Source organism: Pseudoduganella sp. SL102 (genome assembly GCF_027856995.1).
Lineage (GTDB): Bacteria > Pseudomonadota > Gammaproteobacteria > Burkholderiales > Burkholderiaceae_D > Rugamonas > Rugamonas albidiflava.
Window position 1 is genome coordinate 311,990 of record NZ_CP115554.1, and the last position, 12,723, is coordinate 324,712.

The following is a 12,723-nucleotide window of genomic DNA, read 5'->3' on the forward strand; positions in this document are numbered from 1 at the left end:
CTGAACAACTCGGACGGACAATGGAATGGATGATAATTTTGCCAGTTTCCTGATGGATTTTGGTCCAGCAATCGAAACGCGCCACGTGCCCACTTCGAGTATCGAGCGCTATCGTGGCAAACTGCCCGACCAATTGTTGGCGTACTGGGAAAACTACGGATGGTGCGGCTACGCAAACGGTATGTTCTGGACTGTTAATCCCCAAGACTATGAACCAGTGCTGGACGCGTGGATCGGCGATACCGAGTTCATGGAGCACGACGCATACCATATTATCGCGCGAAGCGCATTCGGCGACCTGTACTTCTGGGGCGAAAAAACTGGAAATTCTCTTCGCATATTTGCGCCGGGATCCTTTTGCACTTCGCGCAAATCGATACTCATTGCCGATAAAATGAACTTTGGAATGCAGGTATTTTTTGGTTCCCGGTACGTTGAAGACAACGACTTTGAAGACATGTTTGCTCCGGCGTTAAAAAAACTCGGCCGCCTCAAACATGATGAGATGTACGGTTTCGTACCTGCGCTCGCTCTTGGAAGCGCGGGCACCTTGGAAAATCTGCAAAAGGTTAAAGCCGTCGAGCACCTTGTGATCCTCTCGCAGTTAGAACCGCTGGAAGTGATTACCTCGCCGCCCCCATAGCCCCACAATGTGGGACTACAATTCCGCCTGTATAACGAACAGGCAGCCACGTCTCACGCACGACATCAACCCATTCGAGCCATCCGCATAATCGGATACCGCCCCGTAAACGACATCGGGCAGCCAGGCTGATGGCTGCGGATTCCACATCCGCGCCACCAGCCCGGCTGCCCGAGGCTGTTTGCTTCTTTAACTGCGCGGCTTAGCCGTTCACCGCTTCCAGCAGGTTATGCGCCTGCACATCCGCGTGGTACGAGCTGCGCACCATCGCGCCCACGGCGGCGTGGCCGAAGCCCATCTTGTACGCTTCCTCTTCGAACATCTTGAACACGTCCGGGTGCACGTAGCGGCGCACCGGCAGGTGGCTGTTCGACGGCGCCAGGTACTGGCCGATCGTCAGCATGTCGATGTCGTGCTCGCGCATGTCGCGCATCACCTGCAGGATTTCCTCGTCCGTTTCGCCCAGGCCGACCATCAGGCCCGACTTGGTCTTCACGTGCGGGTAGCGTGCCTTGAAATCCTTCAGCAGCTTCAGCGAGTGCAGGTAGTCGGCACCGGGGCGGGCTTCCTTGTACAGGCGCGGCACCGTTTCCAGGTTGTGGTTCATCACGTCCGGCAAGCCGCCGGCGAAGATGTCCAGCGCCTTGTCGAGGCGGCCGCGGAAGTCCGGCACCAGCACTTCGATCTGCGTTTTCGGCGACAGCGCCTTGGTCTTCGTGATGCACTCGACGAAGTGGCCGGCACCGCCGTCGCGCAGGTCGTCGCGGTCCACCGACGTGATCACCACGTAGGACAGGCGCAGCTTGGCGATCGTGTTGGCCAGGTTGCCCGGCTCGTCCACGTCCAGCGGGTCGGGGCGGCCGTGGCCCACGTCGCAGAACGGGCAGCGGCGCGTGCACTTGTCGCCCATGATCATGAAGGTGGCCGTGCCCTTGCCGAAGCACTCGCCGATGTTCGGGCAGGAAGCTTCCTCGCACACCGTCACCAGCTTGTTTTCACGCAGGATGTCCTTGATCTCGTAGAAGCGGCTGGACGCCGACGCCGCCTTCACGCGGATCCACTCCGGCTTCTTCAGGCGCTCCACCTGCTCGATCGGCACGATCTTGATCGGGATGCGCGACGTCTTGCTGGCGCCTTTCTGCTTTTCGCTGGGGTTGTAAGCAGGGGCGGCGGCGGTCGTGGTTTCGGTGGTCATAGGGTTCTCTTGTGAATTCATTCAGGCGGCGGCGGAGAGTTCCGGGTGTGCGGGGGACGGCGCAACGTCGAGCTGGCGCACCAGTTCGTTGGCCAGCGCCAGCTGCACGTCGGCCAGCGGCACATCGATACCCATCGAGCGCATGTCGATGGTTTCCAGGCCGGCATAGCCACAGGGGTTGATCCAGGTGAACGGCGCCAGGTCCATCGCCACGTTCAGCGACACGCCGTGGTAGGTGCAGCCATTGCCCCGGACTTTCAATCCGAGCGCGGCGATTTTCGCGCCGCGCTTCGGGCCATCGGCGATATAGATGCCGGGCGCGCCCTCGACGCGCTCGCCGGCCAGGCCATGCGCGGCCAGCACGTTGATGATCGCGGCCTCGATCCTGTGCACGAACTGCCGGGCATACACCTTGCCGCCCGGCTTGTTGCGGCGCAGGTCCATCAGCAGGTAGATGACGACCTGGCCGGGGCCGTGGTACGTCACCTCGCCGCCGCGGTCGGTCTGCACCACGGGAATCTGCGCGGCGCCGCCCAGCAGGTGGCCCCGATCGGCACCCAGGCCCAGCGTGTAGACGGGTGGATGCTCGACGATCCACAGCTCGTCGGGCGTGTCCGGCGTGCGCGCATCCGTGAACGCGCGCATGGCGGCGAACGTGGGTTCGTAGTCGGCGCCGCCGAGATGGCGGATCACCGCCGGCTGGAGTGGCGTCGTGAACGAGCTGGTCGTGGACATGGCAGGGCTGCGCAGGTGAGTCAAAGCCCTGCCATTATACGCCGCGTGCCTTGTGCTTGCTCAAAGACCGGGCAGTTGCGCTGTTGCAATTACAGGACGATCTTGACCATCGGGTGGCCGGACAGCTCCGAGTACAGCGCATCGAGCTGTTCGCGGCTGGTCGCGCGCACGGTCACGGTCAGGCCGGTGTACTTGCCACCCGACGACGGGCGGGTCTCCACCCTGCCTTCATGGAACGTCGGATCGTGCTTCGTGATGACTTCGATGATGGTCACGGTGAAGGCATCGTGCGTGGGGCCCATCACCTTGATCGGGAAGTCGCTCGGGTATTCGATGAGGGACTCTTTCGGAGGGATTGCAGCCATGGTATTTCCAATCGACAGTGGGAAGAAACAGATGAATAACGGATCAATAACTGATGAGCAGCCCGGCGCGGGCAACGGTGAACTGCCACGCCAGTCCGTTATTTTATCGAATGCGGCGCGCGCCGGGGCGGCGCAAAAAAATGGCCAGCCCTGGAGGCTGGCCGAAAAACTATTCTGGGCCGTAAAAACTGCGCACGGAATAGTCGGGACATGGGTACGGTCACGGGATCGCGTTGCTGCGGCATTCGAGTGCCTGTCGTGCGTGCTTTCCCGGCATTTCCACACTGTAGTCAGTGTACAAATCGCCCGCTACGGCTTTGTGACAGGCTGCATGAAAATGCGGATGAACGAACAAAATTTCGGGCTGGGCCGCTAAATTGGCGTCCCAGCCGTGGAATATTTGTCTGTTAGCGCTCGCGGGCACCATCCGAACGGTCGGGCCGTCCGCCGCGCGGTTGCACGGACGGTGCGGGCGCCGGGGCCGACGGCTGGGCCATCGGTGCCGGACGGGGCTGCATGGCCGGCGGCGGCTGCGGTGCCGGCCGCGGCTGCATCATGGGCGGCGGGGCGGGAGCCGCGACGGGTGCGGGCCGCGGCTGGGCGGCCGGCGGCGGCTGCTGGATGGACATGCGCTGGGCAGCTTCCCGGCGGCTTTCATCGCGGCGCGCTTCGGCCCGCTCCAGCATCATCTCGCGCTGCCGTTCCCTGCGCTCGTCCTGGATGAACGCCCTCGATGGCGGCGGTTCCGGCCGCGCCTGCGGTGCCGGCTGCGCCACCGGCGCGTTGAACACCGGCTGGCTTGCCGCGCGCTCGACTTGCGGGCGCTCGACTTGGGGGCGCTCGATTTGCGGCCGTTCCACGCGCGGCCGCTCCGTCACGATCACGTTATTGCCGCGCAGCGGAGCCTCGTTGCGCTCCCGCTGCATCCGCTCGGCCACGCTGTCGATATTGCGGTCGCCCTGGAAGCGGTTCGCCGTGACATCTCGGCTACGGTCGACCTGCTGGCGGTCCGGCGTGCCATCGCCGTCGCGGTCCGTCTGGAGCCGGTTACTCGTCGTCACCTCGCGGTTGCGGTCGGGTTGCAGCCGGTCCGGCATGCCGTCGCGGTTGCGGTCGGCCTGCAGGCGGCCCGGCGCGCCATCGTCGTCGCGGCCGGTCTGCAGCCGGTTGACTTGAGGACCACTGATCTGGGGCCGGTCGATCTGCGGCCGGTTCACCTGCGCCCGGTCGGCGATGCCGTCGCGGTTGCGGTCCGGTGCCCGGGCAAAGCCAGGCACCACCGGTGCGGCGGCGACAGGCAGGTTGCCCCGGTTCGCCACGGATGCGCGCGGCAGGTTGTTGACGCGCACGCTGCGGCGATCCTCGAAATGTTCGCGGGGCACGATGGTGATGCCTTCGCGGCGCACCGGCGTATTCTTCCACCGCTCGTTGCCGCGGTATTGCCAGCCCAGGCGGCGCTCATGGTCCGCCGACACCTGGTAATGCGGCACATAGCGGTCGCGCGGGGTCAGCGGATACCAGCCCAGGCCTGGGCGGTTGCGGCGGTCGCTGAACGACACGGACCAGCCGTCGCCGCCCACCCAGCCCACCAGCGCGGGCGCCCACACGGGCCGGCCCACGATGCGCCCGGGCGCCCAGTACCAGCGGTCGCGCACCGTCACCCAGCGGCCGTAGTGGAACGGCGCGTAGCCCCATGGCGCGTTGTCGACCCAGGTCCAGCCCCACGGCGCTACCCAGGCCCAGCGGCCGTCGCTGTAGGGCGACCAGCCGCTGGCGATGGAGCGGGGCGCCCACAGCGGACCATAGTCGTCGTTGACGGTCCAGCTGCCGTACTGGTCCAGCTCTTCGTAGCCCGTCACGTAGGTGGGAACGTAGCGCGTGGCGATCGCGCCATCGTCGCGGCGGTCGCGCGCGAACGCCCAGGCATCGAACGAATCCTGCAGCGCCTGGCCGGTGCGCACGTCGTCGCCGCGGATGTCGGCGCGCTTGCCGGTGCGCAGTGTCAGCGCGGTGCCGGCCGCCTCCAGGCGGGCGATGCCCATCAGCACGGAAACGGTCGTGGTATCCGGTTCGCGGTCGGTATCGACGCGCACCGTGCCCGGCTCCGTGAGCAGCACGCGGCCGTGCGGCGTGGCCAGTTCGAAGCCGGACAGCGCCTGCGGATCGCGCACCCGCACGCTGGCCGAGCCATAGTTCAGGCGCAGGTGCATCACGTCTTCATCCAGCTCCTCGATGTCGAGCGCGCTGTCGCCGTCCAGGCGCACCGCGACCGGGCCCACGCGGAACTCCGTGCGTGCGCCACGCGCGGTGGTGATGCGGTCGCCGCCCTTGACGGGCCAGTTCAGCAGCGAGCCGGTTTCGTCGCCATCGTCGGTGCGCACCGTGACCTGGCCCTCGGCGGCGGAGATGCGGCCCACCAGCGTCGGCGGCTCGGCGGCCAGCGCAAACGATGAGGCGGCCACGAAGGCCGCCAGCAACAGGAAATGCAGGAATTTGCGGGACATCAGGATCTCCGGCGACGTTATGTGGATCGATATGTGGTTCAGCTATCTCATATAACGCCGGAAAAGCCCCGAAGTAGACCTTCGTTACAAATAATTTCCAATCGGCGATCAGGCGTTACGTTTGACGAAGAACAACGCCGCCCCCACTCCCATCAGCAACCCGCCGAACACGCGGTTCTGCAGCCGCATGGCGCGTGCATCGCGGAAGTAGCCTTGCATCGTCGAAGCCAGGAAGGCGTAGCCATGCATGACCGTCATGTCGATCGCCACCATCGTGGCGGCCAGGATCAGCAGCTGTGGCAACACCGGTTCGCCCTGCGTGATGAACTGCGGCAGCACGGCCACCATGAAGATGATGCCCTTCGGATTCGTGGCGTTGGTCAGGAAACCCGCCAGCAGGCGCCGTTTCACGGACGGCACCGCGGCGCGCGACGCCACCTCCACTTCCGCGCCTTCCTTCACCTTGGCACGCCACTGCGACAGGCCCAGGTAGATCAGGTACAGCGCGCCCACCGTCTTGACGATATTGAACGCCACTTCGGACGCCAGCAGCAGCGAACCGACGCCGGCGCCGGCGATGAACAGCACCAGCAGCAGGCCCAGTTGCAGGCCCATCACCGTGGCGCTGGCTTTTTTCACGCCATACGACAGGCCGTGCGACATCGACAGTACCGCGCCGGAGCCGGGCGACAGGGCGATGATGATGGCGGAAACGGCAAAACCGAACCAGGTGGCGAAGCTCATGAAGTCACTCTCGACAGATTAATTCCGGGAAAACAGGCGATTGTAGCGCGGCCGCGGCGCCGGGCGAGTGAGGTAAGATGCCGCATTATCATTAACGAGAGAATGACCGATGGCCGGAACCAGCCTGCTTGCCCTGATCGACGATATTGCTTCCATCCTCGACGACGTTGCCGCCATGAGCAAGGTCGCCGCGAAAAAGACCGCCGGCGTGCTGGGCGACGACCTGGCGCTGAACGCGCAGCAGGTCTCCGGCGTCAAGGCGGATCGCGAATTGCCGGTGGTGTGGGCGGTGGCCGTCGGCTCGATGAAGAACAAGGCGATCCTGGTGCCCGCCGCGCTGGCGATCAGCGCCTTCGCGCCGTGGGCGGTCACGCCGCTGCTGATGATCGGTGGCGCCTACCTGTGTTTCGAGGGTTTCGAGAAGCTGGCCCATAAATTCCTGCACAGCAAGGAAGAAGACGAGGCCCACCATGCCGAACTGGTGTCGGCCGTGGCCAACCCGCAAGTCGACCTGGTGGCGCTGGAAAAGGAAAAGATCAAGGGTGCCGTCCGTACCGACTTCATCCTTTCCGCCGAGATCATCGTGATCGCGCTGGGTACCGTGGCAGGTGTGCCGTTTTCCCAACAGGTGGCCGTGCTGGTGGCGATCGCGCTGGCGATGACGGTCGGCGTGTATGGCCTGGTGGCCGGCATCGTCAAGATGGATGACGCCGGCATGTACCTGACGCAGCGCAGCGGCGCCGGCATGGCCGTGCCGCGCGCCGTCGGCCACTTGCTGCTCGCCGCGGCGCCGAAGCTGATGAAACTGCTGTCCGTGCTGGGCACCGTGGCGATGTTCATGGTCGGCGGCGGCATCATCACGCACGGCGTGCCGTTCCTGCATCACGCGATCGAGAACGCGGCCGCGGCAACCGGCCCGGTGCTGGGCGCGATCACGCCGCACGTGGCGGACATCGTCGTGGGCGTGGTCACCGGCGCGATCGTGCTGGCTGGAGTTACCATCGTCAGCAAGCTGCTGCGCGGCATCAAGCGCAAGGCTTGAGGGTTCTGGTCTGATCACGGGCGGCGCATCGCAACGGCGGTGCCGCCCGCATCGACATCATTCCTGAAGGAGTATTCATGGCAATTCATCAACGTCCTACTTCCGCCTTTGTCGGCGCTTCCTGGCTGGCCCTGCTGGTCGGCGTCATCACTTACCTCGTCGGCTTGTGGAACGCGACGATGCAGCTGAACGAGAAGGGTTATTACTTCACGCTGCTGCTGTACGGCCTGTTCGCCGCCGTGTCGCTGCAAAAGTCCGTGCGCGACCGGATGGAAGGCATCCGCGTCACGTCGCTGTATTTCGGCCTGTGCTGGGTTTCCGTGCTCGCGGCACTGGTGCTGCTGGGCGTGGGCCTGGTCAATTCCACGCTGGCACCGAGCGAAAAGGGTTTTTATGCGATGTCCTATGCGTTGAGCCTGTTCGCGGCCGTGGCCGTGCAAAAGAATGTGCGCGATAGCGTGGAACCGGTGGAAGCGCTGCAGGAAAAGGTCTAGGCAGCCGCGTTTTCCGATAAGTACCGGTTGCCGATAAGTCATGCTTCCTGAGAAGTCGCGCTTCCCAGTAAGTCGCACTTTCCGATAAGCCGCGCGTCCCGATAAATTACGCTTCCCGACAAGCCCCTGTTGCCGAGCAATGCCCGGCAACAGGGGCTTTGTCGTTTTTGAGCCCTTTGTTTCGTTTTTAGTTCTTGGACATTTTCAAGCCTTTCGCCGTTTTTGATCTACATCAAGGTTTTAAAGTGTTGCCCTACCTAAACTGGAACCCGTATCGCAATTGCCATTAAGAAACTCGCCTAAAGCCTGGCCGCCCACCTGACTGGAACCATCATGACCACCATGCCGTCCGTGCAGTTCGATGCCGACATCATCCGCAAGCTGTCGATGTCCGGACCGCGCTATACCTCCTATCCGACCGCCGACCGTTTCACGGCGCGGTTCGGCTACGGCGATTACCTCGAGGCCCTGGCCGGGCTGACCTACCGGGGCGGGCGCCGGCCGCTGTCGCTGTACCTGCACGTGCCGTTCTGCGACCGGCTGTGCTACTACTGCGCCTGCAACAAGATCATCACGAAGGACCGCTCGAAGGCTGCCACCTACCTGGGCTACCTGAAACAGGAAACCGCCATGCAGGGCAAGCTGTTCGCCGGCATGAACCGTGTCGAGCAGCTGCACCTGGGCGGTGGCACGCCGACCTATTTCTCCAATGCGCAGATGGGCGAGCTGATGGCGCACCTGCGCCGCCACTTCGATTTCGCGCCGGACGCCGAGGGCGAATACTCGATCGAGATCGATCCCCGCACCGTCGACGCACGGCGCATCCATTCGCTGCGCGCACAGGGCTTCAACCGCGCCAGCCTGGGCGTGCAGGATTTCGATCCGGACGTGCAGCAGGCCGTCAACCGCATCCAGCCCTACGAGGAAACGATGGCGGTGATGAACGCCGCGCGCGACGCCGGATTCCGCTCGATCAGCGTGGACCTGATCTACGGCCTGCCGCAACAGACGCTGCGAACGATGGAGCAGACGCTGTCGAAGATCATCGTCGCCAACCCGGATCGCATCGCGCTGTACAACTACGCGCACATGCCGCACCTGTTCAAGCCGCAGCGCAGGATCAGTGAAAGCGATTTGCCGGCATCCGCCGCCAAGCTGGACATGCTGGCCCTGTGCATCAGCCGCCTGACCGCCGCCGGCTACGTGTACATCGGCATGGACCATTTCGCCAAGCCGGCAGACGATCTCGCCGTGGCCCAGCGCCAGGGCCGGCTGCACCGCAACTTCCAGGGCTATTCGACGCATGCCGAAACCGACCTGGTGGCGTGCGGCGTCTCCGCCATCAGCGCCGTCAACGGCACCTACAGCCAGAACGAGAAAACGCTGGACGAGTATTACGCGAAACTCGATGCCGGCAGGCTGCCGATCGCGCGCGGCTACCGCCTCGGCAACGACGACCTGCTGCGGCGCCTCGTGGTGCAGCGGCTGATGTGTGATTTCGCGCTGTCGCTGGCATCGGCCACCGAAGGCATGGCGGTGCCGTTCCGCGAGTACTTCGCGCCGGAACTGCGGGAATTGCAGGCGTTCGTGGCCGATGGCCTGGTAACGCTCGACGATGACTGGCTGTCCGTCACGCCGAAAGGCCGGCTGCTGATCCGGAACATCTGCATGGTGTTCGATCGCCACCTGCGGGAGGCGCGCCTGCAGGCCGCCGCGATGCCGGCTGCCGCGCTGGCGGCGCAACCGCTGCGCTTCTCGCGCACCATCTGAGCGGCGGAGGGGAGATCGTCATGGACGGGCTGAACCTGTTGCCCGTGTTCGCCGTCGGCGTGGCCGGCAGCGTGCACTGCGCCGGCATGTGCGGGGGCATCGTGGGCGCGCTGAGCGGCGCGCTGGGCAAGCCGGGGCCGGGCCGTACGATCCCGATCGCACCGGCCGCTTCGGCCATGCCCGCGCTGGCCGCCCTCGATGGCGCCGCGCGCGTGCTGGCCTACAACGCCGGGCGCATCGCCAGCTACATGGCGGCCGGCGCGCTGGCCGGCGGGCTCGCGAACGGTGCCGGCACGCTGGTGCTGGCGGCACGCTGGCAGGGCGTGGCCTACCTGCTGGCCAACGCGATGCTGGTCGCCCTTGGCCTGTACCTGATGAACGCCTGGCATGGCCTGGTGCGCGTGGAAGCGGCCGGCAACGTGCTGTGGCGCCGGCTGCTGCCGGTATTGCGATACCTGCTGCCGGCCGATACCTTGCCGAAGTCTTTTGCGCTGGGTGCGCTGTGGGGCTGGGTGCCGTGCGGCATGGTGTACAGCGTGCTGCTGACGGCGCTGCTGGCCGGTTCCGCCGCCGGCGGTGCCGCGGTGATGCTGGCGTTCGGCGCCGGCACGCTGCCCATGCTGCTGGCGCTCGGCGTGGCGGGCGCGCGGCTGCGCCCGGCGATGCAGCACCCCGCCGTGCGCACCGCCTGCGGCACGCTGGTGCTGGGCTTCGGCGTGCTGGGCCTGGTCCGCTACGGCGCCGGCCTGCCGCATGGCTGGCTCGACGCGCTGTGCCTGGGAGTGCCGGCATGAACGCCATGCTGCAACCGCAGTGCTTTCATTGCGGGCTGCCGGTACCCGCGGGTTCGGCGTGGACCGTGGCGATCGAGGGCGCGCCGCGCGGCATGTGCTGCCCCGGCTGCGCGGCGGTCGCGCAGACGATCGTCGACATCGGCCACGAAAGCTACTATCGCGAGCGCACCGGCTTTGCCGCCACCGCGGAAGACGCCGGCCTGGTGCCGCCCGAATTGCGCCTGGTCGATGCCGACCCGCGCTTTGTTTCCCGGGACAGTGCCAACGATGCCGAACACGAAGCGGTTCTGCTGGTCGAGGGCATCCGCTGTGCCGCCTGCGTGTGGCTGGTCGAGGGCCGGCTGCTGGCGTTGCCCGGCGTGATCGCCGCGGACCTGAACGTCGCCACCGAGCGGCTGGCCGTACGCTGGCATGGCGGGCGCGTCGAACTGTCGGCCATCCTGCAGGCGCTGCGCACGATCGGCTACAGCGCATGGCCCTACGATGCCGCGCGCCACGAGGAACAGCTGCACCAGGCCGGCCGCACGCTGGGCCGCCAGCTGTTCGTGGCCGGCCTGGCGATGATGCAGGTGATGATGTACGTGGCTCCTTCGTACCTGGCCGGCGACGGCACGCTCGACGCGGACATGGCCGCGCTGATGCGCTGGGCCAGCCTGCTGCTGACGATTCCCGCCGTGGTCTACTCGGCGCAGCCGTTCTTCCGGGGCGCCTGGGCCAGCCTGCGCGCACGTGCCCCCGGCATGGACGTGCCGGTGGCGCTGGGCATCGCCGCCGCGTTCGGCGGCAGCTTCGTGGCCACGGTGCGCGGCAGCGGCGAAGTGTATTTCGACTCCGTCACGATGTTCGTGTTCCTGCTGCTGGCCAGCCGCTGGCTCGAACTGCATGCCCGGCGCAAGGCGGCCAGCACGCTGCAGCGCATGCGGCATGGCTTGCCAGCCGCCGCCACCCGCTTCGCCGGCTGGCCGGCATCGGGCAATACCAGCGTCGTCGCCGCCGCCTCGCTGGTGCCGGGCGATCACGTCTTCGTGCGTACCGGCGAAGCCTTTGCCGCGGATGGCCTCATCGCCGAAGGGCGTACCTGCGTGGACCTGGCGCTGCTGACCGGGGAGTCCGCACCACAGCCGCGCGGGCCGGGCGATGCCGTGCCGGGCGGCGCCGTCAATGCCGGCCCCGCCGTCGTGCTGCGCGTCACGCACGCGGCCGAGCACAGCACGCTGGCCGGCTTGCTGAAACTGGTGGAGCGGGCCGGCAGCGCCAAGCCGCGCATCGCGCAATGGGCCGACCGCGTCGCCGCGCGCTTCACGGCCGCGCTGCTGCTGCTGGCATTGCTGGTATTCGTGGCGTGGCACTTCGTCGACCCGGCGCGGGCATGGCCGGTGGCGATCGCGGTGCTGGTGGTGTCGTGCCCTTGCGCGCTGTCGCTGGCCACGCCGTCGGCGCTGGCGGCGGCCACCGATGCGCTGCTGGGCAAGGGCGTGCTGGTGATGCGGCCGCACGTGCTGGAAACGCTGCACCGCGCCACGCACGTGGTGTTCGACAAGACCGGCACGCTGACCGCCGGCCGCCCCACGGTGCAGGCGGTGCGCTTGCACGGCGGCGTGGATCGCAATGCCTGCATCGCCATCGCCGCGGCGCTGGAAGAGGGCAGCCTGCATCCGATCGGGCGGGCCATCGCCGCGCTGGACAGCGAGCTGCCGCGGCTGCACGGCTGGCATGCGCGCAGCCTGTCGGAAACGCCCGGCCAGGGCTTGGAAGGCACGGTGCAGGGGCGCCGCTACCGGCTCGGCAACGGCGCCTTCGTGGCCGCGCTGGCGGGTGGCACGCCGCCGCCGGCGCTGCCGGACAGCACCGCCGTCTACCTCGGCACCGATGGCGAGTGGCTGGCCTGCTTCACGATCACCGATCCCTTGCGGCCCGACGCGCAGGCCACCGTCGACCATTTCCGCGCGCAGGGCAAGCAGGTGGTCCTGCTGTCCGGCGACCGGCAGGTGCTGGCCGATGCCGTGGCCGCGCAGCTGGGCATCGCCAAGGCGATCGGCGACTGCCTGCCGGCGCGCAAGCTCGATTACGTGCAGTGCCTGCAGCGCAAGGGCGCCATCGTCGCCATGGTCGGCGATGGCATCAACGATGCGGCCGTGCTGTCCGCCGCCGACGTGTCGTTCGCGATGGGCAGCGGCGCCGCGCTGGCGCAGGTGAGCGCGGACACGGTGCTGCTGAACGGCCAGCTCGGCCTGGTGGCCGACACCGCCGCCACCGCGAACGCGACGATGCGCGTGATCCGGCAGAACCTCGCCTGGGCCAGCGTGTACAACGCGGTCGCCATTCCCGCCGCCGCGATCGGCTTGCTGGGGCCATGGCTGTCCGGCGTCGGCATGGCCGCCAGCTCCGCGCTGGTCATCCTCAACGCGCTGCGGCTGCGCTATCGCTGAAACGGAGG

12 protein-coding genes are annotated in these 12,723 nt (G+C 66.6%); 7 read left to right on the forward strand and 5 right to left on the reverse strand.

The window, feature by feature from the left end; translation table 11 throughout:
- Nucleotides 1-25 precede the first annotated feature (25 nt).
- Nucleotides 26-643, forward strand: a complete 618-nt coding sequence (locus tag OU994_RS01325) for a GAD-like domain-containing protein (RefSeq protein WP_281609315.1) — start codon at nucleotides 26-28, stop codon at nucleotides 641-643.
- Between the two features lie 202 nt (nucleotides 644-845).
- Here the strand turns inward: OU994_RS01325 and lipA are convergent, their stop codons facing one another.
- The 3 genes from lipA to OU994_RS01340 form a co-directional block, all read right to left on the reverse strand.
- Nucleotides 846-1,838 (reverse strand): lipoyl synthase, encoded by a 993-nt coding sequence (gene lipA / locus OU994_RS01330; protein WP_131148520.1) that lies wholly within the window; start codon nucleotides 1,836-1,838, stop codon nucleotides 846-848.
- 21 nt (nucleotides 1,839-1,859) lie between these two features.
- A complete protein-coding gene (gene lipB, locus OU994_RS01335) occupies nucleotides 1,860-2,573 on the reverse strand; it encodes a lipoyl(octanoyl) transferase LipB (protein ID WP_281609316.1) in 714 nt (237 codons plus the stop codon).
- A gap of 89 nt (nucleotides 2,574-2,662) precedes the next feature.
- Nucleotides 2,663-2,938 (reverse strand): DUF493 family protein, encoded by a 276-nt coding sequence (locus OU994_RS01340; RefSeq protein WP_131148518.1) that lies wholly within the window; start codon nucleotides 2,936-2,938, stop codon nucleotides 2,663-2,665.
- On the opposite strand from OU994_RS01340, the gene OU994_RS01345 reads away from it, so the two are divergent.
- A complete protein-coding gene (locus OU994_RS01345; protein WP_281609317.1) occupies nucleotides 2,937-3,314 on the forward strand; it encodes a hypothetical protein in 378 nt (125 codons plus the stop codon). The two genes, OU994_RS01340 and OU994_RS01345, sit on opposite strands and share 2 nt — an antisense overlap.
- 31 nt (nucleotides 3,315-3,345) lie before the next feature.
- On the opposite strand, the gene OU994_RS01350 is transcribed toward OU994_RS01345, so the two are convergent.
- Together OU994_RS01350 and OU994_RS01355 are read right to left on the reverse strand one after the other, a co-directional pair.
- On the reverse strand, nucleotides 3,346-5,442 hold the full coding sequence (locus OU994_RS01350) for a DUF6600 domain-containing protein (RefSeq protein ID WP_281609318.1): 2,097 nt from the start codon (nucleotides 5,440-5,442) through the stop codon (nucleotides 3,346-3,348).
- A gap of 108 nt (nucleotides 5,443-5,550) precedes the next feature.
- Nucleotides 5,551-6,186 carry a LysE family transporter gene (locus tag OU994_RS01355; RefSeq protein ID WP_281609319.1) on the reverse strand — a complete coding sequence of 212 codons (636 nt, stop codon included), beginning with the start codon at nucleotides 6,184-6,186 and terminating at the stop codon, nucleotides 5,551-5,553.
- A gap of 109 nt (nucleotides 6,187-6,295) precedes the next feature.
- On the opposite strand from OU994_RS01355, the gene OU994_RS01360 reads away from it, so the two are divergent.
- The 5 genes from OU994_RS01360 (at nucleotide 6,296) to OU994_RS01380 (ending at nucleotide 12,715) form a co-directional block, all read left to right on the forward strand.
- The gene (locus OU994_RS01360; protein WP_281609320.1) at nucleotides 6,296-7,228 is read left to right on the forward strand and encodes a DUF808 domain-containing protein; all 933 of its coding nucleotides are present in this window, start codon (nucleotides 6,296-6,298) and stop codon (nucleotides 7,226-7,228) included.
- Nucleotides 7,229-7,305: 77 nt separating this feature from the next.
- Nucleotides 7,306-7,722 carry an inner membrane protein YiaA gene (gene yiaA / locus OU994_RS01365; RefSeq protein ID WP_131148515.1) on the forward strand — a complete coding sequence of 139 codons (417 nt, stop codon included), beginning with the start codon at nucleotides 7,306-7,308 and terminating at the stop codon, nucleotides 7,720-7,722.
- Nucleotides 7,723-8,055: 333 nt separating this feature from the next.
- Nucleotides 8,056-9,492 (forward strand): oxygen-independent coproporphyrinogen III oxidase, encoded by a 1,437-nt coding sequence (hemN, locus tag OU994_RS01370; protein WP_281609321.1) that lies wholly within the window; start codon nucleotides 8,056-8,058, stop codon nucleotides 9,490-9,492.
- Nucleotides 9,493-9,512: 20 nt separating this feature from the next.
- On the forward strand, nucleotides 9,513-10,286 hold the full coding sequence (locus OU994_RS01375) for a sulfite exporter TauE/SafE family protein (RefSeq protein WP_281609322.1): 774 nt from the start codon (nucleotides 9,513-9,515) through the stop codon (nucleotides 10,284-10,286).
- Nucleotides 10,283-12,715, forward strand: coding sequence for a heavy metal translocating P-type ATPase (locus OU994_RS01380; protein WP_281609323.1), 2,433 nt, complete (start codon nucleotides 10,283-10,285; stop codon nucleotides 12,713-12,715). The genes OU994_RS01375 and OU994_RS01380 overlap by 4 nt, the downstream gene beginning before the upstream one ends.
- Nucleotides 12,716-12,723: the final 8 nt, after the last annotated feature.